The 20,508-nt window shown below is 69.1% G+C and carries 16 protein-coding genes and 1 tRNA gene; 8 read left to right on the top strand and 9 right to left on the bottom strand.

From position 1 onward, the window contains the following. Positions 1 to 4 precede the first annotated feature (4 nt). The gene (locus L6Q21_RS05085) at positions 5 to 454 is read left to right on the top strand and encodes a nucleoside deaminase (protein WP_237829562.1); all 450 of its coding nucleotides are present in this window, start codon (positions 5 to 7) and stop codon (positions 452 to 454) included. A gap of 7 nt (positions 455 to 461) precedes the next feature. Here L6Q21_RS05085 and msrB read toward each other — a convergent pair whose 3' ends face one another. The 3 genes from msrB to L6Q21_RS05070 are packed head-to-tail and all read right to left on the bottom strand — an operon-like array spanning position 462 to position 2,570. Beyond that, positions 462 to 881, bottom strand: coding sequence for a peptide-methionine (R)-S-oxide reductase MsrB (msrB, locus tag L6Q21_RS05080; protein WP_418895805.1), 420 nt, complete (start codon positions 879 to 881; stop codon positions 462 to 464). Continuing rightward, entirely contained in the window at positions 854 to 1,984 is a 1,131-nt protein-coding gene (aroB, locus tag L6Q21_RS05075) for a 3-dehydroquinate synthase (protein WP_237829560.1), read from the bottom strand. The genes msrB and aroB overlap by 28 nt, the downstream gene beginning before the upstream one ends. A gap of 13 nt (positions 1,985 to 1,997) precedes the next feature. Further along, on the bottom strand, positions 1,998 to 2,570 hold the full coding sequence (locus L6Q21_RS05070; RefSeq protein WP_418895804.1) for a shikimate kinase: 573 nt from the start codon (positions 2,568 to 2,570) through the stop codon (positions 1,998 to 2,000). A gap of 84 nt (positions 2,571 to 2,654) precedes the next feature. On the opposite strand from L6Q21_RS05070, the gene L6Q21_RS05065 reads away from it, so the two are divergent. From L6Q21_RS05065 to L6Q21_RS05055, 3 genes are all read left to right on the top strand, one after another. Next, a complete protein-coding gene (locus L6Q21_RS05065; RefSeq protein ID WP_237829559.1) occupies positions 2,655 to 4,490 on the top strand; it encodes a hypothetical protein in 1,836 nt (611 codons plus the stop codon). A 343-nt stretch (positions 4,491 to 4,833) separates the two neighbouring features. Further along, positions 4,834 to 6,063, top strand: a complete 1,230-nt coding sequence (locus L6Q21_RS05060; protein ID WP_237829558.1) for a dicarboxylate/amino acid:cation symporter — start codon at positions 4,834 to 4,836, stop codon at positions 6,061 to 6,063. A 106-nt stretch (positions 6,064 to 6,169) separates the two neighbouring features. Beyond that, positions 6,170 to 7,417, top strand: coding sequence for a cytochrome P450 (locus L6Q21_RS05055; RefSeq protein WP_237829557.1), 1,248 nt, complete (start codon positions 6,170 to 6,172; stop codon positions 7,415 to 7,417). 57 nt (positions 7,418 to 7,474) lie between these two features. Here L6Q21_RS05055 and L6Q21_RS05050 read toward each other — a convergent pair whose 3' ends face one another. The 3 genes from L6Q21_RS05050 to L6Q21_RS05040 all read right to left on the bottom strand — a co-directional run bounded on the left by L6Q21_RS05050 (position 7,475) and on the right by L6Q21_RS05040 (position 10,193). After that, complete coding sequence (locus tag L6Q21_RS05050; protein ID WP_237829554.1) at positions 7,475 to 7,888, bottom strand: DUF805 domain-containing protein; 414 nt, start codon at positions 7,886 to 7,888, stop codon at positions 7,475 to 7,477. A 52-nt stretch (positions 7,889 to 7,940) separates the two neighbouring features. Continuing rightward, positions 7,941 to 8,459: a hypothetical protein gene (locus tag L6Q21_RS05045; protein WP_237829551.1), complete on the bottom strand. Its 519-nt coding sequence runs from the start codon at positions 8,457 to 8,459 to the stop codon at positions 7,941 to 7,943. 195 nt (positions 8,460 to 8,654) lie between these two features. Next, entirely contained in the window at positions 8,655 to 10,193 is a 1,539-nt protein-coding gene (locus tag L6Q21_RS05040) for a YifB family Mg chelatase-like AAA ATPase (RefSeq protein WP_237829549.1), read from the bottom strand. A 147-nt stretch (positions 10,194 to 10,340) separates the two neighbouring features. On the opposite strand from L6Q21_RS05040, the gene ppc reads away from it, so the two are divergent. The 3 genes from ppc to L6Q21_RS05025 all read left to right on the top strand — a co-directional run bounded on the left by ppc (position 10,341) and on the right by L6Q21_RS05025 (position 13,939). Continuing rightward, positions 10,341 to 13,013, top strand: a complete 2,673-nt coding sequence (ppc, locus tag L6Q21_RS05035) for a phosphoenolpyruvate carboxylase (RefSeq protein ID WP_237829546.1) — start codon at positions 10,341 to 10,343, stop codon at positions 13,011 to 13,013. Positions 13,014 to 13,063: 50 nt separating this feature from the next. Further along, a tRNA-Thr gene (locus L6Q21_RS05030) sits at positions 13,064 to 13,139 on the top strand. A gap of 59 nt (positions 13,140 to 13,198) precedes the next feature. Beyond that, positions 13,199 to 13,939 carry a TetR/AcrR family transcriptional regulator gene (locus L6Q21_RS05025; RefSeq protein WP_237829545.1) on the top strand — a complete coding sequence of 247 codons (741 nt, stop codon included), beginning with the start codon at positions 13,199 to 13,201 and terminating at the stop codon, positions 13,937 to 13,939. Between the two features lie 7 nt (positions 13,940 to 13,946). On the opposite strand, the gene L6Q21_RS05020 is transcribed toward L6Q21_RS05025, so the two are convergent. The 3 genes from L6Q21_RS05020 to L6Q21_RS05010 all read right to left on the bottom strand — a co-directional run bounded on the left by L6Q21_RS05020 (position 13,947) and on the right by L6Q21_RS05010 (position 19,670). After that, positions 13,947 to 16,313, bottom strand: coding sequence for an arylsulfatase (locus tag L6Q21_RS05020; protein ID WP_237829544.1), 2,367 nt, complete (start codon positions 16,311 to 16,313; stop codon positions 13,947 to 13,949). After that, positions 16,313 to 19,222 (bottom strand): TonB-dependent receptor domain-containing protein, encoded by a 2,910-nt coding sequence (locus L6Q21_RS05015; protein ID WP_237829543.1) that lies wholly within the window; start codon positions 19,220 to 19,222, stop codon positions 16,313 to 16,315. The genes L6Q21_RS05020 and L6Q21_RS05015 overlap by 1 nt, the downstream gene beginning before the upstream one ends. Before the next feature lie 145 nt (positions 19,223 to 19,367). Continuing rightward, positions 19,368 to 19,670, bottom strand: coding sequence for a DUF2218 domain-containing protein (locus tag L6Q21_RS05010; RefSeq protein WP_237829542.1), 303 nt, complete (start codon positions 19,668 to 19,670; stop codon positions 19,368 to 19,370). A 178-nt stretch (positions 19,671 to 19,848) separates the two neighbouring features. Between L6Q21_RS05010 and folE the strand changes: the two genes are divergently transcribed. Further along, entirely contained in the window at positions 19,849 to 20,478 is a 630-nt protein-coding gene (gene folE / locus L6Q21_RS05005) for a GTP cyclohydrolase I FolE (protein ID WP_237829541.1), read from the top strand. The last annotated feature ends 30 nt before the right edge of the window (positions 20,479 to 20,508 follow it).

The following is a 20,508-nucleotide window of genomic DNA, read 5'->3' as shown; positions in this document are numbered from 1 at the left end:
CGGCATGGCCTTTCCCGCCAACCCGCAGATGGCGCGGGCGCTGGAACTGGCGCGCGCCGCCGCCGCGCGAGGGGAGGTGCCGGTGGGCGCCGTCCTCACCAGCGCCGACGGCTCTCTGCTGGCCGAAGCCCACAACCTCACCAAAACCCTGCCGGACCCGACCGCGCACGCCGAAATGCTGGTGCTGCGCGAAGCCGCCCTGAAGCTCGGCTCGGAGCGTCTGCCGGGCTGCACGCTGACCGTCACGCTGGAGCCCTGCCCGATGTGCGCGGCGGCGATCGCCGAGGCCCGCGTCGCCCGCCTCGTCTACGCCGCGTCCGACCCGAAGGGCGGCGGCGTGGAGCATGGCCCGCGCATCTTCGCCCACAGCCGCCACAAGCCGGAAATCGTCGCCGGCATTTCCGAAGCGGAAGCCGCCGCACTGCTGCTCGGCTTCTTCCAGGAGCGGCGCTGAAAACGGATCAGGCCGGCTCGAACTCCAGCGCCACGCCGTTGATGCAATAGCGCAGCCCGGTCGGCGGCGGCCCGTCCGGGAACACATGCCCCAGATGGCTGCCGCAATTGGCGCAATGCACCTCGGTGCGCACCATCCCATGGCTCGTGTCGCGGCTTTCCCCCACCGAGCCGGCCACCGGCGTGTCGAAGCTCGGCCAGCCGGTGCCGCTTTCGAACTTGGTGCCGCCTTCGAACAGCGCCTCGCCGCAGCCGGCGCAATGGAACACCCCCGGCCGTTTCTCGCGCAGCAGGCCGCAGCTTCCGGGCCGCTCGGTGCCATGCTGGCGCATCACCGCATATTGCTCCGGCGTCAGCCTCGCGCGCCATTGGGCGTCGGTCAGGGTGAAGGGATAGTCGCTCATGCCGCCACGCTCCTGCCGCCATATTCTGCCTTCAGATCGGCGTCGAGGAAAGTGGTCACCGCTTCCAGCGGCACGTCCTTCGCCACGAAGGCGTCGCCGATCGAGCGGGCGAGGATGAAGGGCAGGCCGGCGTCCGTCATCTTCTTGTCCTGCAGCATGTGGGCGACGAGGCGCGGCGCGGCGTCGGCGGCGATTCCCGCCTGCTGCGCCCAGGCCATCATGCCGATGGAGGCGAGATGCGCCGTCAGCCGCTCGGCCTCGACTCCGGCGCAAAGCCCGCGCGCGGCGGAAAAGCGCAGCGCCTGCGCCATGCCGATCGCCACCGCCTCGCCGTGCAGCAGCCGGCTGGAAAAGCCGGTTTCCGCTTCCAGCGCATGGCCGAAGGTATGGCCGAGGTTCAGCAGCGCGCGGATGTCGCCCGTCTCCCGCTCGTCGGCGGCGACGATGGCGGCCTTGGCGCGGCAGCTTTGCGCCACCGCATGCGCCAGCGCTTCCCGGTCCCCGGCCAGCAGGCGGGCGGCGTTCGCCTCGCACCAGATGTAGAAGGCCGGGTCGCCGATCAGGCCATATTTCACCACCTCGGCATAGCCGGCCCGCATCTCCCGCTCGGGCAGGGTGGCGAGGCAGTCGAGATCGGCCCAGACGGCGAGCGGCTGGTGGAAGGCGCCCACCAGATTCTTGCCGCGCGGCGTGTTGATCCCGGTCTTGCCGCCGACGGAGCTGTCCACCATCGCCAGCAAGCTGGTCGGCACCTGGATGAAGTTCATCCCGCGCTTCACGATCGAGGCGGCGAAGCCGGTCAGATCGCCGATCACGCCGCCGCCCAGCGCCAGCACCACGTCGGAGCGTTTCACTTCCAGCCCCAGCAGCGCGTCCACCAGCCGCTCCAACTCGCCGAAGCTCTTGCTCGGCTCGCCCGGCGCCACCACGATCGGCACGACTTCAAAACCGTCAAGGCCGGCGGTCAGCTTCGGCAGCAGCCGGTCGGCGACATGGGCGTCGGTCACCACGGGGATGCGCTTCGCGCGGGTCAGTTCGGCGAGGCGTTCGCCTGCGGTCGCCAGCAGGCCGGATCCGATGGAGATCCGATAGCTGCGGTCGTTCAGGGCAACGGGCACGTCGATCATCGGAATTTCGCGATCATCGGAATTTCGGGTCTCTTTTCTTCAAATGGTCAAGAATGGCGTTTACGGTGTCGTCGTGCGGGGCGTTCGCCGAGACGACGCGGATCGGCGCCTCGGCGTAGAGCGGCCCCCGCACGGCCATCAACTCGGTCAGCACCTCGGCCGGATTCCTGCCGACGAGGAGGGGCCGGTGGCTGCGGCGGGCGACGCGCGATACCAGCGTTTCGATGGCCGCGTCCAGCCAGATCGCGGTGCCCTCGCGCAGAATGAGGGCGCGCGTCTCCGCATCGACGAAGGCGCCGCCGCCGGTGGCGATCACCCGCTGGCCGCTTTCCATCAGCCGGCCGATCACCCGCCGCTCGCCGTCGCGGAAATGCGGCTCGCCGAAGCGGGCGAAGATTTCCGAGATCGGCATCTGCGCCGCCGCCTCGATTTCGGCGTCGGCGTCGACGAAGGGCCAGTTGAGGCGCGCGGCCAGCCGCCTGCCGACCGTCGTCTTGCCGGACCCCATCAGCCCCACCAGCACAAGGGGCCGTTTGCGCCAGTCGGGGCGGAGGGGCGGCAGAGCGGGCGACAGGGCAGGCGGCAGGGTATCAGCCGGAACGGGCGTCTCGCCCGCAGGATCGGATGGGGGGGCTTCCACAGGCTTCACGCCCGCCGCTATAGGGGCGGCATGGCCTTTCACGCAATTGTCCCGCCCGACCTGCCCGCGCACAGGCGGCCCGTGCATGGGCGGGCGCCGTTCCGGCTGATCGCCGCGCTGCTGGCGGCGGGCGTGGCAAGCGCCCCCCTGCTGGCGCAGGAGCAGGCGCCTGCGGCCGCGCCGCCGTCGGGCGGCGCGCCCAAGGTGCTGCTGCCGGACGATTTCGATACCCCGCCGCCCGTCGCCCCCGGCATGGCGGAGCCGGCGCCGACGCCATTGGGCGAGGGCGTGGGCCTGGGCGGCGGATTCGCCCCCACGGCCGGCCCGCCGGTGCCGGTCGAGCCGATCGCCCCGCCCGAGCCGGAAAAGAAGGATCCGCTGGCCGAGCTCGCCGGCCCCACCATGCTGCCGGACCGGGCCGGCCTGCTGATTCCCCTGAGCGGCGGCTACCCGGCCCATATCTTCGCCGGCGCCGACGCCCGCTTCCTTTCCAAGCTGCTCGGCCGGCTGGACGGGCCGCTCGCCAGCCGCTGGGCGCAGATCATGCTGCAGCGCGCGCTGCTGAGCGTCGCCGACGCGCCGGCGCCGCTGAACCCGGCCGACTGGCTGGCGAGCCGGGCGCTCGCCTTGCAGGCGATGGGCTCCGGCGCCGACGCCCACCGCCTCGTCTCGCGCATCGCCATCGACCGCTACACCGGCAACCTCTACGCCGCGGCGCTGCAATCGGCGCTGGAGGCGACCGATCCGATGGCGCTCTGCCCGCTGTCGCCGACCGCGCGCGGGCTGACGCAATCGCCCACCTGGGTGCTGGCGGACGCCATGTGCCTGTCCATCCTGGGCGACGACATCGGCGCCGCCGCGCTGTTCGACGGGCTCCGCCGCGGCGACGAGATCGCCGCTTTCGACGTGGGCCTGGCCGAGCGGGTGGCGTCGGCTACCGGCGGCGGCCGGCGCGGCGCCAACCCGGAATGGAGCGAGGTGAAGGGCCTCAACGCCTGGCGGCTGGGGCTTTCCAGCGCCGCCGGGCTGGAGATTCCAGCCGACATGCTGGCGACGGCGACTCCGGCGCAACGCGCCTGGCTGGTGCGCCTGCCCGGCCAGCCGATCGCCAATCGCGCGGCGAACGCGCCGATCGCCGCCGCCATCGGCGCGATCAGCAGCGCCGAGATCAACCGCATCTTCAACGCCATGGTGGCGACGCTCGATCCGGGCGAGGCGAGCGACAGCGCCGGCGGCCGGCTGCGCGCCGCCAATGTGGCGGCCGACGTGTCGGACCGGGTGGCGGCGCTGAAGGCGCTCTGGGGCCGGGCGAAGCCGGGCACGTTGGAGCATTATGGCTGGCAGGTGGCGACGGCGCCGGCCGCCGCGCGGCTGCCGGTCAGCAGCGGGCTGGCGCCGGAAGCGCCGGCGATCGCCGCCAGCCTGGTGTCGGCCGGCATCGCCGAGCGCGCCGGGCAATGGTGGCGGGCGGCCGAAGGCGCGGACGAGGCGGTGCGCGCCGCCCTCTGGGCGCAGCTGGTCGCTGTGGCCGGCGGCGTGCCGGTGGAAGCCGGGCTCTACAGGAGCTGGGCCGGAACCGTGCCGGCGCACCGCGCGCAATTGCTGGCCGCCGGCCTGAAGGGGCTGGGGCGCGGCGATGTCGGCGAGAATGTGGCGCCGGTCGAGAATGACTGGACCCGCGCGCTCGACCGCGCCGTGGCGGCGCGGCGCACCGGCGAAGTGATGGTGCTGACGGCGACGGCGCTGCGCGGAAGCTGGGCGGAAGTGCCGCCCGACTATCTGCGCCGGATCGCCGCCGCGCTGGTGGCGGTGGGGCACTCGTCCGAAGCGCGGCTGATCGTGGCCGAGGCCGCCAATCGGGGCTGAAACCGAACGGGCGTTCGCCGCAACCCATTGTGGCAACAGTGAATAATGCCAATATTGTTGGATTGTTCCACGTGGAACAACCAATATGGTTTGTCTCACTATTCTGAAATCCGGCTGACGGGCCAGTTCGAGTATTCCGTCACCCCGGGCTTGACCCGGGGTCCAGCTTTCCACCTGCGCTGTCTCGACGTGAAAAAAGCCGGACCCCGGGTCAAGCCCGGGGTGACGGGAATTGGCAAAGGGCAGTGGCTATTGGCGAAATGGCTCGCCACCAACGCAAGCCGAACCGTTCCCATAGCTAAGCGCCCTTGCCCGCTTCCCGGCAAGCTGGCAGGGCTGGGCCATGGGAAAAACACTCACCTGGTGGATTCTCGGCGCGCTCGTGCTGGGACTGGTCGCGGGATTCCTCATCAACACCATGGGTTCGCCCGAGCTGGTGAAGGACAGCGTCTATTATCTGGGGATCGTCACCGACCTGTTCCTGCGGCTGATCAAGATGATCATCGCGCCGCTGGTGCTGGCGGCGCTGATTTCGGGAATCGGCCATATGGGCGGCGACGCCGCCGCGCTCGGCCGCATCGGCGGGCGGGCGGTGGGCTGGTTCGTGGCGGCCTCCTTCGTTTCCATCACCATCGGCATCTTCGCCGTCAACCTGCTGCAGCCGGGCGTCGGGCTGGACCTGCCGCTGCCGCCGGCGACGGCCGAAAGCGGCATTTCCACCGCCGCCTTCGACCTGAAGAAGTTCGTCACGCATCTGGTGCCGCGCTCCATCTTCGAAGCGCTTTCGACGAACGAGATATTGCAGATCGTCGTCTTCTCGGTCTTCGCCGGGATCGCGCTGGCGAAGATGGGCGAGAAGGGCGAGCCGATCCTGAAGGGCGCCGAGGCGCTGATGCAGTTGATGCTGATCGTCACCGGCTTCGTGATGCGCTTCGCGCCGCTCGCCGTGTTCGCCGCCGTCACCGCCACCATCGCCGAGCGCGGGCTGGGCGTGCTCGTCACCTATGGCGCCTTCATGGGCGGCTTCTATGTGGCGCTGCTGCTGCTGATGCTGGCCATCCTGTTCGCCGGCGGGCTGGTGATCGGCATGCGGAACGCCGGCCGGCTGGCGGTGGAAATCCGCGATCCGCTGGTGCTGGCCTTCACCACCGCCAGTTCCGAAGCCGCCTATCCCCGCACGCTGGAAGCGCTGGAGCGATTCGGCGTGCCGCCGCGAATCGCCAGCTTCGTGCTGCCGCTGGGCTACAGCTTCAACCTCGACGGCTCGATGATGTATTGCGCGTTTGCCACCATCTTCATCGCCCAAGCCTATGGAATCGAGCTGAGCGTGGTGCAGGAAATCAGCATGCTGCTGATCCTGATGGTGACGTCGAAGGGCATGGCCGGCGTGCCGCGCGCCAGCCTGGTGGTGATCGCCGCGACGCTCGGCCAGTTCAACATCCCGGAAGCGGGGCTGATCCTGATCCTGGCGGTCGACCATTTCCTGGACATGGGCCGCTCGGCCACGAACGTGGTGGGCAATGCGGTGGCGACGGCCGTGGTCGCCGAGTGGGAGAAGAAAAAGCCGGGCTGACGGTTCCCCGCGGCGGCTCCTCATTTTGCGGAGCTTAACTCCGCAATCTCTTGACAGCCGTTGTGACTGGGTTAGGCTCGCTTCCATAAAAAAGGGAGTGAGGAAAATGGCCACGCTTGCACGCCCGGCGGAGCTTCCGCTGGAAGTTCTGGATATCGGCAACCCGCATCTGTGGACCGACTATCGCCACATATTGCCCTATTTCGCGGAAATGCGGGCGGCCGGACCGCTGCACTATTGCCCGGAATCGATGTACGGGCCTTATTGGAACATCGTTTCCCACCAGCATATCATGGAGATAGAGGGGCGGCCCGACATCTTCTCCTCCAGTTGGGAGCGGGGCGGGATCACCATCGCCGACCGGCAGGAAAGCCGCGCCGACGAGCCCAACATGCCGATGTTCATCGCCATGGACCGGCCCGAGCACACCGGCCAGCGCCGCACCGTGGCCCCGGCCTTCACGCCGGCGGAAATGCTGCGGCAGTCGGGCGACATCCGCCGCCGCACCGCCGAGCTTCTGGACAGTCTGCCGGTGGGCGAGACCTTCGACTGGGTGGACAGGGTCTCGATCGAACTGACGACGGGGATGCTCGCCATCCTGTTCGACTTCCCCTGGGAGGACCGGCGGCTGCTGACCAAATGGTCGGATACGGCGACCGACTTCGAGGCGATCGAGGACGATGAGAAGAACCGGGAGCGCTGGGAAGTGCTCTACGAGATGGTCGGCTATTTCACCAGGCTGTGGAACGAGCGGGCCAACAAGGATCCGCGCCCCGACCTGATCTCGATGATGATCCACTCCGAAGCGACGAAGAACATGACGCCGCAGGAGTATCTGGGCAATCTGGTGCTGCTGATCGTGGGCGGCAACGACACCACGCGCAACACCATGACCGGCTCGGCGATGGTGCAGAATCTCTATCGCGACAACTGGTCGAAGATGATGGCCGATCCGGCGCTGATTCCGAACAGCGTTTCCGAGCTGATCCGCTGGCAGACGCCGCTTGCGCATATGCGGCGCACCGCGACGCAGGATTCCGAAGTGGGCGGCAAGCTGATCCGCGCGGGCGAGAAGGTGGTGATGTGGTATCTGTCGGCCAACCGCGACGAGGGGGTGTTCCCCGACGCGGATGTGTTCGACCCTACGCGGGAGAATGCGCGGCGGCACCTGGCCTTCGGCTTCGGAATCCACCGCTGCGTCGGCGCCCGGCTGGCCGAGCTGCAGATCGGAATCCTGCTGGAGGAAATGCAGAAGCGGCAGATGCGGGTGGAGATCGTGGGCGAGCCGGTGCGCGTCTATTCCTCGTTCGTGCACGGCTTCCGCGGGCTTCCCGTGGTCATGACGCGGAGTTGATCCCGGCTTCCGCGCATTCGGGCGGGCGGGGCGGTTTTTCACCGCCCCGCCTTTTTCCTATCCGCGGCCCTTCGGGTCCGGCCCGTGGCGGTTGCGGCCGGGGGTGCCGTCCAGCAGGTAGAAGATCAGCAGCACCAGCCCGCCGATCCCGGTGAGGCCGAGAAGCAGCCACCAGCCGGACTTGCCGCTGTCGTGCAGCCGGCGCACCTGCACCGCGAGGCCGGGCAGCAGGACGCCGAGGCCGACGAGGCCGATCACCGCCAGCGGCAGGCGGGCGGCGGGGGTGGCGCGGACCATCTGCTCCAGCTCCTCGGGCGTGGCCGCCTGCAGGTCGCCGAGCGCGCCGAACAGCCAAGCGTAGAGCGCGACGAACAGCAGGAACAGGAACAATTGCCACAGCCAGAATTCCTTGCGGCGGGCGCGGCCGCGGAAAGTGGCGTATTTGCGCAGCGGTTCGAACATCAGCGACATGCAGTTCCTTCCTGTTTGGAAACGCTCGGCTTGAGATTTTGCGAGGGGGTTTTCAGCGGGAAACGAGGACGAGCGCCAGCGGCGCGAAGGGGGCCGGTGGCTCGGCGGCCGGGGGGAGTTCCACCTGTTCGGGGGCCAGCCCTGCCTTTTCCAGCCGGGCTTTCAGCTCGCCGGCGGCTTGGCTTTCGCCCTCGATCCGGATGCGGGCGGCCGGCTGCGCCTTCAGAAGCGCGACCGTCGCGAGGAAGCTGCGGTTCGCGTCCGCCGCTTCCGCAAGGGGAGAGGCCGCGAGCGTGGTGGCGTCCAGCTTCAGCGGCAGGTCGGCGAAGCCGTTCAGCGCCCGGGCGAGGTCGTAGCTGATATCGCCGGGCCGCAGCACCAGCACCGCGCCATCGGACAGCACCACCTCCGCGACGGGGTCGGCGACTTCGGTGATGAGGGCGGCGGTGGCGGCGGGCGCTTCCTGAAGGGCGGGGCGTTCGGCGCGGAAGCCCTGGAGGCCGATCGCCAGCACGAGGCCGGCGACCGCCGCCAGCAGCCAGGGCAACAGCCTTTCCACCAACTGCCCCAAGAAGCGACCCCTTTCGCCAACGGCATGGATGGGGGAAAATAGCCGAATTCCGGCGGGCTGGCGAGAGGGTGGCAGGCTGACATTCCCGGCACCCGGGGCTTGGCCCGGGGCTGGCTTTCTTTCTCCGGCGTCGGGCAGGCGTGAAAGCTGGACCCCGGGTCGAGCCCGGGGTGACGGAAATGCTTGGGTGTTGGATCAGGTTGGTTTGCTGTGGCTTTCCGGCGTTTGCCGCCGGAGGCTAAGCGCTTCGGCGATGTGGGAGCGGGCGGTGACGGGGGCGCCTTCGAGATCGGCTATGCTGCGCGCGACGCGGAGGATCCTCACCCAGGCGCGGGCGGAGAGCTTCAGCCGCTCGGCGGCGCGGGTGAGGAGCTGGCGGGCTTCCGCTTCGAGCAACTCCGGCGTTTCCAGCCATTTGCCTTCGGCCTCCGCATTGGTGCGGGTGGGCGTCCCGGCGTAGCGGGCGGTCTGCAGCGCCCGGGCTTGGGCGACGCGCCTCGCCACGTCGGCGCTGCGCTCGGTGGGTGGGGGGAGGGCGAGGTCGCTGGCCTTCACCGCCTGGATGTCGATGAAGATGTCGATTCTATCCAGGAGCGGGCCGGAAAGCTTCGCCTGATAATCGGCGGCGCAGCGCGGCGCGCGGGAGCAGGCGAGCGCCGGATCCGCCAGATGCCCGCAGCGGCAGGGGTTCATGGCGGCGATCAGCTGCACCCGCGCCGGATAGGTGACGTGGAGCGCGGCGCGGGCCACTTCCACCTGCCCGCGCTCCAGCGGCTGGCGCAGCGCGTCGAGCGCGCCGCGCTGGAATTCCGGCAGCTCGTCCAGAAACAGCACGCCCAGATGCGCGAGGCTGACTTCGCCCGGCCGCGCCCGCGCGCCGCCGCCCACCAGCGCCGCCATGGAAGCGGAGTGGTGCGGGCTGCGAAAAGGCCGGGTGCGCGGGATTCGCCCGCCTTCCAGCGGCGCCGCAAGCGAGGCGATCATCGCCACTTCCAGCGCCTCCGCGGTGTCGAGCGGCGGCAGGATTCCGGGAAGCGCCGCCGCCATCATCGACTTGCCGGCGCCCGGCGGGCCGCACATGGCGAGATTGTGCCCGCCGGCGGCCGCGATCTCCAGCGCGCGCTTGGGGGTTTCCTGCCCCTTCACATCGCCGAAATCCGGGCCGGAAAAGGCCTTGGCTTCCAATCTTGCCGGATCGGGCGGGGGGATAAGCTGCGTGCCCTTCAGATGCTGGACGAGGGCATGGAGATCGGGGGCGGCGACCACCTCCATGCCATGGTCGGCGGCGGCGAGCCACGCGGCCTCCGGCCCCTGCGCGCCGGGGCAGATGAGGCCGAGGCCCTTCGAGCGGGCGTGCATGGCGGCCAGCAGCACGCCGGGGGAGGGGGTGACCCGCCCGTCCAGCGACAATTCGCCCACCGCCACATAATGCGCCAGCGTTTCCGCATCGACGACGCCGATCGCCGCCAGCAGGCCGAGCGCGATCGGCAGATCGTAATGGGAACCGGCCTTTTCGAGATCGGCCGGCGCCAGATTGACGGTGATCTTCTTCGCCGGCATCGAAAGGTTGAGCGCCGCGAAGGCCGCCGTCACCCGGTCGCGGCTTTCCTTCACCGCCTTGTCCGGCAGGCCGACCACCACGAAGCTGACGAGGCCGGAGGACAATTGCACCTGCACGTCCACCGCACGCGCCTCCAGCCCGAGATAGGCGACCGTCGCCACCCGCGCGACCATTTGGAAACCCCCTTGCACACTGGTCCGACCCAGATGGTCCGGCTCCGGTAGCGCGCGGAAAGCGAAGGGGAAAGCCCGACTGCAACTTTCCCTTGGACGCGGGAGGCGGCCGACATATGTTGCGCCTGCGAACAGCAGGATCTTCGAATGGCTTCAGCTCCCCCCATCGTGCAGAATCCGGATATCCGCCTGCTCGGGCGCATATTGGGCGATGTGATTCGCGATCTGGGCGGGGCGGAGCTGTTCCGGCGGACCGAGGCGATCCGCGCCGCGTCCGTGGAGCGGCACCGGGGCCGGGCCGATGTGGCGCAGCTGGCGGGCGAGCTGGAGGCGCTGAACCTCGACGACACCTTGTCGTTCGTGCGGGGGTTCATGCTGTTCTCGATGCTGGCCAATCTGGCGGAGGACCGGCAGATGGCCTCTTCCGCCGGAGCCGCGCCGGAGACGGGCTCCAGCTTCGCCGAAGCGGTGCAGATGCTGGAGGCGAAAGGCGTCGGCCGGGAGGCGATCCGGGCGATGCTGGGGCAGGCGCGGGTGACTCCGGTGCTGACCGCGCACCCGACCGAGGTGCGGCGCAAGAGCATGATCGACCACCGGAACCGAATCGCCGAGCTGATGGCGATGCGCGACCGGGGCGCGACCGAAGCGGCGCCGGGCGAGACTCTGGAAAAGGCCATCCGCCGGCAGGTGGCGCTGCTGTGGCAGACGCGGCCCCTGAGGCGCGAGCGGATCCGGGTGGCCGACGAGATCGAGACGGCGCTCGCCTGGCTGCGCGACGATTTCCTGCCGGTGATGCCAAGGCTTTCCGAAGCCTGGGCGCAGGCGCTGGGCGGGCCGGTGCCGCCCTTCCTGACGATCGGAAGCTGGATCGGCGGCGACCGCGACGGCAATCCGAATGTGACGGCGGATTCGCTGGCTTTGGCGATGGCGCGGTCCGCGGGCGTGCTGTTCCACTGGTATCTGGCGGAGGTGCACGCGCTTGGGGCGGAACTGTCCTTGTCGTCGGAACTGGCGCCGGTGCCGGACGCGGTGCTGCGGCTGGCCGAGCGCAGCGGCGACGACAGCCCGGCGCGGGCGGACGAGCCCTATCGCCGGGCGCTGACCGGGGTTTACGCCCGGCTGGCGGCGACCGCCGAGCAGCTTTCCGGCGCTCCGCCGGCGCGGCCGGCGCGAATCGTTGCCGAGCCTTATCAGAGCCCTTCGGAGTTTCTGGCCGATCTCGACTGTCTGGCGGAAGGGGCGGATGCCGCCGGTGTCGGCGGCGGGGCGTTGGACCTGATCCGCATTGCCGTGGGGCAGTTCGGCTTTCATCTGGCGACGCTGGACCTGCGGCAGAACAGCGACGTGCACGAGGCCTGCGTCGGCGAATTGCTGCGCTTGGCGGGTGTGGAAGCGGATTATGCTGCGCTGGACGAGGCGGCGCGGGTGGAGTTGCTGCGCAGCGAACTGGCCTCGCCACGGCTGCTGGCGACGCCGCTGGCGCCTGTTTCGGAGAGGACGGCGGGAGAGCTGGCGATCTTCCGCGCGGCGGCGGAAGCCCGGGCGCGGCATGGGGAAGCGGCGGTCACCACCGCCATCGTTTCCAAGACCACCAGCCTTTCCGACCTGCTGGAGCCGATGCTGCTGATGCGGGAGACGGGGCTGCTGCTGCCGGGCGAGGCGCCGGTGGCGGGCCTGATGGTGGTGCCCCTGTTCGAGACCATCGCCGACCTTCAGGCCGCGCCCGATATCATGCGCGCCTTCCTAGCCCTGCCGGGCGTGGCGCAAGCCGCGCGGGCGCGCGGCGCGCAGGAAGTGATGATCGGCTATTCCGACAGCAACAAGGATGGTGGCTACCTGACCTCCACCTGGGAGTTGCAGCGGGCGACGGCGGCCCTGAAGCTGGTGTTCGAGGAAGCCGGTGTGCCGATGCAGCTGTTCCATGGCCGGGGCGGTTCGGTGGGGCGGGGCGGCGGTTCCAGCTTCGCCGCCATCCGCGCCCAGCCGCCGGGCACGGTGCAGGGGCGGATCCGCATCACCGAGCAGGGCGAGGTGATCGCCGCCAAATATGGCACGCCCGAAGCGGCCGCGCGGACCTTGGACACGATGGCGGCGGCGACCTTGCTGGCGACGCTGGATTCGCCGAAACTGCCGCCGGAAGAAGGCGCGCGGTACCGCGAGGCGCTGGACCGGCTTTCGGCCGAGAGCTTCGCCGCCTATCGCGGGCTGGTCTATGGCGAACCGGGGTTCCGGGCCTTCTTCCGGGCGATGACTCCGATTTCGGAGATCGCCTCGCTGAAGATCGGTTCCCGGCCGCCGAGCCGCACCGCTTCCTACGCCATCGAGGATCTGCGCGCCATCCCCTGGGTGTTCAGCTGGGCGCAGGCGCGGGTGATGCTGCCGGGCTGGTATGGCACCGGGCAGGCGCTGGCGGGTTTTGCGGACAAGGGGCTTTTGCGGGCGATGTTCGCCGACTGGCCCTTCTTCCAGGCGATGCTCGACAATATGGAAATGGTGCTGGCGAAATCCGACATGGGGATCGCCGCGCGCTACGCCGAGCTGGCCGGGCCGGAAGGGGCGCCGCTGTTCGCCATCATCCGCGATGGCTGGCAGCGCACGGTGGACAGCCTGCTGGAGGCGACCGGCCAGTCGCGGCTGCTGGAGCGCTCGCCGGTGCTGGACACCTCGATCCGTTTGCGGCTGCCCTATCTTGAGCCGTTGAACCTGTTGCAGGTGGAACTGCTGAAGCGCCACCGGGCCGGGGAGGAGGATCCGCGCATCGCCGAGGGGCTGCAGCTAAGCGTGAACGCCATCGCCACCGGGCTTCGCAACAGCGGTTGAATTTGCACGCGAAGGGCGATTGCGATAAGCGGCGCAGCGTTTCGCCTTCAGCCGGCTTAGCTCAGTTGGTAGAGCACCTGATTTGTAATCAGGGGGCCACGGGTTCGAATCCTGTAGCCGGCACCATTTCGGCCCGTTGGGGCCTGCGCCGAAGGCGTGAGCGAGCGTTGGGAACGGGTCGGGCCATGGAATCTCGGGATACGGTAAACCTCCCGGCTGCGGCCGAGGCCGGGCGGCGGCGCGCGCGGGACCCGCGGTCCGCCGCGGTCGTCGCGAAGCTGCTGCCGGTGGCGGAGGCGCTGTTCGCAGCGCGCGGGATCGACAATGTGTCGCTGCGCGAGATCGCCGTCGCGGCCGGCTCGAAGAACAACAATGTGGTGCAATATCATTTCGGCACGAAGGAAAAGCTGCTGCACGCCATCTTCAAATGGCGGGTGACGCAGATGGAGGCGCGCCGGGGGGAGATGCTGGCGCAGGCGCAGGCCCAAGGGTTGATGGGCGATACTGGCGCCCTGCTGGAGATCATCTGCCTGCCGCATCTGGAGGTGACGGACGAGCAGGGCCACCATCCCTACACCGCTTTCGTCATCCAATATGCGCAGCATTCCTGGCGGGCGGACGAAACCGGCGACTGGACAGAGGGCGGGCGGATCGGGCCTAACCTGCACCGCGCCAACAGCGCCCTGCTGGAAGCGCTGGCGCCGCTGAGGCGCGACGTGGCGCGGGCGCGAATCCAGCTTTCCAACTTCCTGTTCCTCAGCGCCATCATCCGCTGGGACCAGCAGGGCTCGGCGCTGGACAGCGGCTTCTCCATCTTCCTGAACGACGCGCTGCGGGCCGCCAAGGCGGCGCTGGCCGCTTCGGTGACGGAAGTGCCCACCAGCCCCTTCGCGGCGCTGTTCCCGGCGCTGGAAGGGGCGGGGTGACGCCGGGTCAGTCCGTCCAGAGGGGGAAGCTGACCGTTACCGAATGCAGGCCGCCGGTGAAGCCGCTCTCCGCGCTGGTGTAGCCGGGGTCGACCGGGCTGACCGGGTCGCTGCCGATGCTGAAGCCTTCGGTGTGGGACAGGACTTGCGCGAAGCTGCGCTCCACCCGGCCGGTGGCGGCCGGCTGGCCGTTGACGCCGAGCGTTACCGTGGCGCCGCTCGTGGGCTTTTCGGAATCCAGCCGGAAATCGAGCGTCAGCCTGTTCTGGCCCGGCGCGAGCGGCGTGGCGGCGGCCAGCCGCGTGAGGTTGGGCGGGGTGATGTTGAAGGTGAAGGCGGGGCGGCCATCCGCCTGCACGAACAGGCTGTAGCCGCCGAAGCGGCCGCCGTGCGCGGCGATCACGCCTCTGGCGCCGGCGGGTGGCACCTCGATTTCCGCCTCGATGCGGAAGGAGCGGCCGACGGTCGGCGGGGCGGCGGTTTCGGCGATGTCGGCAACCGGGCCGGTGTAGCGGAAGGTGCGGCGGCCGCTGTTCACATCCGGCCGGCCGGCCTGGCCGCCTTCGCTGCCGTGGATCGGCAGCAGCCGCTCGCTTTCGGCCAGCGACCAGAAGCTTCGCTGCATCTCCCGAAGCTTTTCCGGGTGGCGGGCGGCGAGATCGTGTGCCTGGCTGAAATCCTTTTCCACATCATAGAGTTGCCAGCGGCGCTCTTGCAGCGGCACGGGTTGCGGGCGGGTCTTTTCCCAGGGTGTGACCATGGGCGCGGTCGCCGCCACCCAGCCATCCTGATAGAGGCTGAGGTTCTGCGTCATGGCGTAGATCTGCTGCCGGCGGCGGGGGGCTGCCGCCGGGTCGGCGAAGCTGTAGCGGAAGCTGATGCCGGTGATCGGCTGCTGTTCGACTCCGTCCAGCACCGCCGGCGCCTGGACGCCGGCCGCTTCCAGCAGGGTCGGCATGATGTCGCTGACGTGGAGATATTGCGAGCGGATGGCACCGCCCGCCTTCACCTGCGCCGGCCAGCGCACGACCATGCCGTTGCGCGTGCCGCCGAAGTGGGAGGCGTAGCGCTTCGACCAGGGGAAGGGCGCGTTCATCGCCCAGCCCCAACCGCCGGGGTTCAGATTATAGGCGGAGGCCGTGCCGATGCTGTCGATATGCGCCAGCACCCAGGCCGGGTCTTCCCGGACGCCGCTGAGCGGCGATTGCTCGAACAGCTTGCCTTCGAAGCTGCCCTCGGCGCTGGCGCCATTGTCGCCCTGGATATAGATGATGAGGGTGTTGTCGGCCTGCCCGCTGGCCTCGATGGATTGCACCACCCGGCCGATCTGGTGGTCGGCGTAGGCGAGCGAGGCGGCATAGGCCTCCATATAGCGGGCGTAGAGGCGCTTCTCGTCGGCGGAGAGGCTGTTCCACGCCGGCAGCGTTTCCGGGCGGGGGGCGTCGGCGGTGCCGCGCGGGATGACGCCCAGGCGCTTCTGCCGGGCGACGATGTCGCGGCGCAGCTCGTCCCAGCCCTTGTCGAAGCGGCCCTTGAAGCGGTCGAGCCATTCGCGCGGGGCGTGGTTGGGGGCGTGGGCGGTGCCGGGCGCCAGATAGACGAAGAAGGGCTTGTCGGGCGCGGTCGCCTTCTGCTCGGCGATCCAGGCGATGGTGCGGTCGGCCAGATCCTTGTCCAGATGATAGTCGGCGCCGGGGGTGAAATGGTAGGGGCGGTTGTTCTCGACGAGGCTGGGCTCGAAGGCGCTGTTGTCGGCGCCCAGGAAGCCGAAGAAATATTGGAAGCCGAGGCCTGTCGGCCAGCGGTCGAAGGGGCCGGCGGCGCTATGCTCCCACTCCGGGGTGACATGCGCCTTGCCGAACATCGCCGTGCTGTAGCCATTGTCCGTCAGGTGGCGGGCGATGGTGCCGGCGCTTTTGGGAATGACGCTGTTGTAGCCTTCGTAGGGCGTCGCCCAGTTGGCGACATAGCCCATGCCGACCGCCTGCGGGTTGCGCCCGGTGAGAAGAGAGGCGCGGGTGGGGGAGCAGATGGCGGTGGTGTTGAAGCGGTTGTAGATGGCGCCTTCGCGGCCGAGCGCATCGAACGTCGGCGTGGGGACGGGGCCGCCGAGCAGGCTGGGGCTGCCGAAGCCGACATCGTCCGTCAGGATGAGGAGGATATTGGGCGCGCCGGCCGGCGCCCTGACCGGCTGTGGCCATTGGCGCGGCGTTTCCGCAGGAGGGATGCCCGGGGCCGCCGCTTGCGCGGCGACCCCGGGCGGGAGGAGGAGGAGAGCCGTGCCCGCCATCAGGCGAAGCAGCGGCCGTTCCCCCCTGGATGGCCCTTTCGGATTGCGGATCATGGCGCCGATCATGGCCATGCTGCCCGCCATCAGAACTGGAACCGCAGGCCGGCGGTGAAGGTGCGGCCGACCATGTCGTAGATCGCGAAGTTGGTCGGCAGGTTGACGCCCGGCGTGGTGCCGGGGATCAGCGGCGGGTCCTTGTCGAATAGATTGTTGATCGTGAGGAAGAGCTGGGCGTTGCCGCCGGCGGCCGGGACATCGGCCCTCAACGTCAGGTCTGTGTACCAGACCGCGCCTACCTTCGGTTCCACGAAATTCTGCGGCGAGCCGGGGATTCCGAGTGTCATCGAGCCGATATACTGCTGGGCGATCGTCGCCCCGAAGGCGCCGAGGCTGTAGTCGAGGTTGAGCGTGCCGCGCCATTTCGGATAGCCGATGGGATTGGCGCCGACGACACTGACCCCGGTGTAGTCGAGCCTGGGCGCCGTGGCGGACTGTTGGGTTTCATATTTCAGCAGCCGCGAGGCATAGAGGCGCAGCGCAAGCGCGCCGCCGCCGAGGCTGGTGCGGTAGCTGGCGTCGAAATCGATTCCGCGGCTGACGAGCGCGGCGATGTTGGCGGGCGTGACGCGGACCTCGGTCGGGAATTCGCTGGGCGACGGGCGGGTGATGAGGGCGCATTCCGGTGCGCTGCCGCCACTGGTGAAGCAGTTGTTGACGATCTGGGCGAGGCCGAGCGTGCCGATCGCCTTGTCGATGCGGATGTCGTAATAGTCGGCCGCGAAGCTGAAGCCCGGCAGGAAGCCCGGCGTGGCGACGGCGCCCAGAGTGAGCGTCTGCGCCACTTCCGGCTTCAGGTCGGGGTTGCCGCCGCTGACCTGCGGCACATTCTGCGTGAGACCGCTGACCGGATCGACGAGCAGGCTGATGTTGCTCTGGTTGCCGGCGAACAGCTCGAACAGGTTGGGCGCGCGGATGTCGCGCGAGCGGGTGGCGCGCAGCAGCAGGTCCGCGACCGGGCGCCAGGTGGCGCCGAGCTTCCAGGTGGTGACCGTGCCGGAGGTGGAATAGTCGGTGACGCGGATGGCGCCGTTCAGGTCCAGGCTGTCGAAGAAGGGCACCTCCTTCAGCAGCGGAACGGCGATCTCGGCATAGCCTTCCTTCACATTCAGCTTGCCGTCCGCCTCGCCGACGTTGGTGAGCCAGTAGAAGAGGGCGGAAGAGGATACGCCGCGCAGGCCGGCGAAATGCTCGGCGCGCTTCTCCGGTGTGTCGAGCAGCGCCGGGTTGGCGTTGCTGGTGAGCGAGAGCTTCTGCGTGCGATACTCCGCGCCGACCGCGAGCGAGACGCTGCCGGCGGGCAGTTCGAACAGCGGCCCGCTGAAATTGACGGAGACGGCGTCGGAGGTGTTGCGCGCGCGATACTGCGAGGTGCCGGTGGCGTAAGCATAGCCGGGCTGGGCGGCATAGGCGGAGCCGCTGCTGAGGATGTTGAGCGGGCTGCAATCGGCGAAGCGGGCGCGGATCGCCGGATCGTCGCTCAGCGTCGGGCGGCAGACGATGGCGCCGGTGTCGGGGTGGCGCACGGCGTCGAGCGCGGCGTAGAATTTCTGCCACTCCCACACGCCTTCCTGCGCGACCTTGTGCGTGGAACTGCCATGGACATAGCCGACATCCCACTTCCAGGCGCCGAGCTTGCCTTCGAGGCCGGCGCCGACCTGCCAGTAGTCCGTGCGCTCGCTGGTGCGCGGCTTGGGCGACGAGGCGCCGTAGCGGGCGACGGTGATCGACTGCGAGCCCGGGGTGAAGGCGGATTCGATCTCAGCCGGCAGATAGGGGTTGCCGCTGAAAAGCACGGCGCCCTGCGGCGGCAGCAGGCTGTTGGCGAGCGAGACATAGCTCAGCTCGCTGCGGGTGAAGCCGCCCTGCACGAAGGCGGAGATGTCGTCCGACAGCTCGTAGCTGGCGCGGCCGAAGGTCTGCCAGGTTTCCAGCGGGGTGATCGCCTGCGTGTCGGGGGAGATGGCGTAGCCGTCTCCGCCGATGGCGAAGCCGGCGGTGCCGGTGGGCGTACCATTGTCGAACGGCACGATGGCGCCGGTTTCGGTGAAGCGGTGGTTGGCGAACGGGCCGGATACAATCTTGCCATATTCGTTGCCGGCGGTCAGCCGGACGTTGGAGGCGATGGTGTAGGGGTTGAGCGTGCCGCCGGGGTTGCAGGCGGTCGGGTCCGCGACCGGGTTCGGATTGACGCAGCCGGGCCTGGAGCCGACATAGGTATAGCCTTGGCGGGCGCTGTCGCGGTCGCTGCGCAGCATGCCGTCGCTGCGGAAATATTCGCCGCTGGCGAGGATATGCCCGCGCCCGCCGGCGAAGCTGGTGCCGCCGGCAAGACCGATGCGGTGGCTGGCGTTGTCCCCCCGGGCGGAAATGCCGGTCTGCACATTGCCCTTGAGGCCCGTGAAGTCCCGGTCGAGGACGAAGTTGACGACGCCGGCCACGGCGTCGGAGCCATAGGCGGCGGAAGCGCCGCCGGTGACGATGTCGATGCGTTCGACCAGCAGGTTGGGGATGACGTTGGTGTCGACCGTGCCGAGATAGGTGGTGGGCGGCACGCGCACGCCGTCGAACAGGATAAGGGTGCGGGCGCCGCCGAGGCCGCGCAGGTTCAGCACATTTCCGTGCCCGGCGCTGTTGGCGAAATTGTGCGAGCTGCGCGACGGGCTGGACGAGTTCTGGAACTGCGGCAGCTTGTTGAGGGCGTCCGGGAGGTTGGTGGGGGTGGAGCGGACCAGCTCGTCCGCCGTGGCGACGGTGACCGGGGTGGGGGCGGAATAGCCGTCGCGGACGATGCGCGAGCCGGTGACGACGATCAGGCCGCCGTCGTCGGGGGCCTCGGCGGCGGGCGCCTCCTGGGCCGCGGTCTGGGCGCGAAGGGCGGCCGGAGCGAAGGCGCAGGCGCCGGCAAGCAGAAGCGGAATGGCGTGACGCCGCATGTCGTTTGTCCTCCCATCAGAAACGCACTGGCAATTATGTCCTTATGTGCAGAATTCTGATCGCAGAGGGCGAAGGGGTTGTCAATATTTTAAGTCATGTGACGTATAAATCTGAAAACTCCCCTGCGGCACGCCTGGCGGTCGCCTAATCGCCGGCGTGGGGCTGCGGCTTCCAGTCGAACTCCAGCTCGCCTTCGCGGTGGGCGAAGCGATTGATGTGGGCGGCCACGACCTGCTGCAACTGCTCCAGCCGGTCTGGCGGGGCGGTGACGCCGACCTCGAGATGGGTGGCGCCGGCCTCCAGCGTGCAGCTCTGGCCGTCGCCGAAGTCGATGCTGCCGCGCGGCAATTGCACCTCCACCGTGAACTTGTGGCTCCAGTGCGAGCAGAGCTGGTTCAGATAGCGCTGGGCGTTGGCGGTTGCGACATGCGCCTGACTCGTGGCCATGGGCCATTCTCCTTGTTGCGAACGGTTCGCATGGTAAGTGGGAAATCCTGCCGCCGATGCAACCGTTTTCGCGGGAAAATCCTGCGGTGCGGCGATTGGACAGGACGCCTTTCGGCCCATGACATTGCCGATCGGGGGTTGCGGGGCTACATGGATGGCTTGTTGATTGGGGAGCCTGATGGCCGATTACTGCAGCCACGACGACGATGCCTGTCCACATGACGAGGACCGCGACGCCGCGATCCCGACCGAGGTGCTCGACGCCGTGCGCACCCTCGTCCGCTGGGCCGGGGACGATCCGGAGCGTGAAGGGCTGCTGGACACGCCGGGGCGCGTCGCGCGCGCATATCGGGAATATTTCCGCGGCTATGAGGAAGACCCGCGCGAGCATCTCTCCCGCACCTTCCGCGAAGTGGGCGGCTATGACGAGATCGTGCTGCTGCGCGACATCCCCTTCCAGTCCCACTGCGAGCATCATATGGCGCCGATCATCGGCAAGGTGCACATCGCCTATCTGCCGACCGACCGGGTGGTGGGGCTTTCGAAGCTCGCCCGGGTGGCGCTGGGCTACGCCCGGCGGCTGCAGGTGCAGGAGCGGCTGACGGCGGAGATCGCCGACGCCGTGCAGGAGGTGCTGAACCCGCGCGGAGTCGCCGTGGTGGTGGAGGCGAGCCACGCCTGCATGTCGGCGCGCGGCGTGATGACGACGGGCGCCATCATGACCACCAGCCGCATGATGGGCGTGTTCCGCGAGGACGAGCGCAGCCGCAAGGAAGTGCTGGCGCTGATGAAGCTCGGCGCGGACTGAGCGTGGAGGATCTGAAGGAACTCGCCCCGA

Origin of the sequence: Sandaracinobacteroides sayramensis, from assembly GCF_022014495.1 — a bacterium.
Classification (GTDB): domain Bacteria; phylum Pseudomonadota; class Alphaproteobacteria; order Sphingomonadales; family Sphingomonadaceae; genus Sandaracinobacteroides; species Sandaracinobacteroides sayramense.
The sequence above is the reverse complement of the archived record's forward strand: the minus strand, read 5'-3'. Positions and strand labels throughout refer to the sequence as shown.

What these genes read in the sequence shown, in the direction of transcription:
- folE (WP_237829541.1), top strand. Translation starts at nt 19,849, where the DNA reads ATGGCCGATTACTGCAGCCACGACGACGATGCCTGTCCACATGACGAG.
- L6Q21_RS05040 (WP_237829549.1), bottom strand. Translation starts at nt 10,193, where the DNA reads ATGGTCGCGCGGGTGGCGACGGTCGCCTATCTCGGGCTGGAGGCGCGT.
- L6Q21_RS05015 (WP_237829543.1), bottom strand. Translation starts at nt 19,222, where the DNA reads ATGCGGCGTCACGCCATTCCGCTTCTGCTTGCCGGCGCCTGCGCCTTC.
- L6Q21_RS05050 (WP_237829554.1), bottom strand. Translation starts at nt 7,888, where the DNA reads ATGTCGCTGATGTTCGAACCGCTGCGCAAATACGCCACTTTCCGCGGC.
- L6Q21_RS05025 (WP_237829545.1), top strand. Translation starts at nt 13,199, where the DNA reads ATGGAATCTCGGGATACGGTAAACCTCCCGGCTGCGGCCGAGGCCGGG.
- L6Q21_RS05010 (WP_237829542.1), bottom strand. Translation starts at nt 19,670, where the DNA reads ATGGCCACGAGTCAGGCGCATGTCGCAACCGCCAACGCCCAGCGCTAT.
- L6Q21_RS05065 (WP_237829559.1), top strand. Translation starts at nt 2,655, where the DNA reads ATGGCCTTTCACGCAATTGTCCCGCCCGACCTGCCCGCGCACAGGCGG.
- L6Q21_RS05060 (WP_237829558.1), top strand. Translation starts at nt 4,834, where the DNA reads ATGGGAAAAACACTCACCTGGTGGATTCTCGGCGCGCTCGTGCTGGGA.
- L6Q21_RS05055 (WP_237829557.1), top strand. Translation starts at nt 6,170, where the DNA reads ATGGCCACGCTTGCACGCCCGGCGGAGCTTCCGCTGGAAGTTCTGGAT.
- ppc (WP_237829546.1), top strand. Translation starts at nt 10,341, where the DNA reads ATGGCTTCAGCTCCCCCCATCGTGCAGAATCCGGATATCCGCCTGCTC.
- aroB (WP_237829560.1), bottom strand. Translation starts at nt 1,984, where the DNA reads ATGATCGACGTGCCCGTTGCCCTGAACGACCGCAGCTATCGGATCTCC.
- L6Q21_RS05020 (WP_237829544.1), bottom strand. Translation starts at nt 16,313, where the DNA reads ATGGCGGGCAGCATGGCCATGATCGGCGCCATGATCCGCAATCCGAAA.
- L6Q21_RS05085 (WP_237829562.1), top strand. Translation starts at nt 5, where the DNA reads ATGGCCTTTCCCGCCAACCCGCAGATGGCGCGGGCGCTGGAACTGGCG.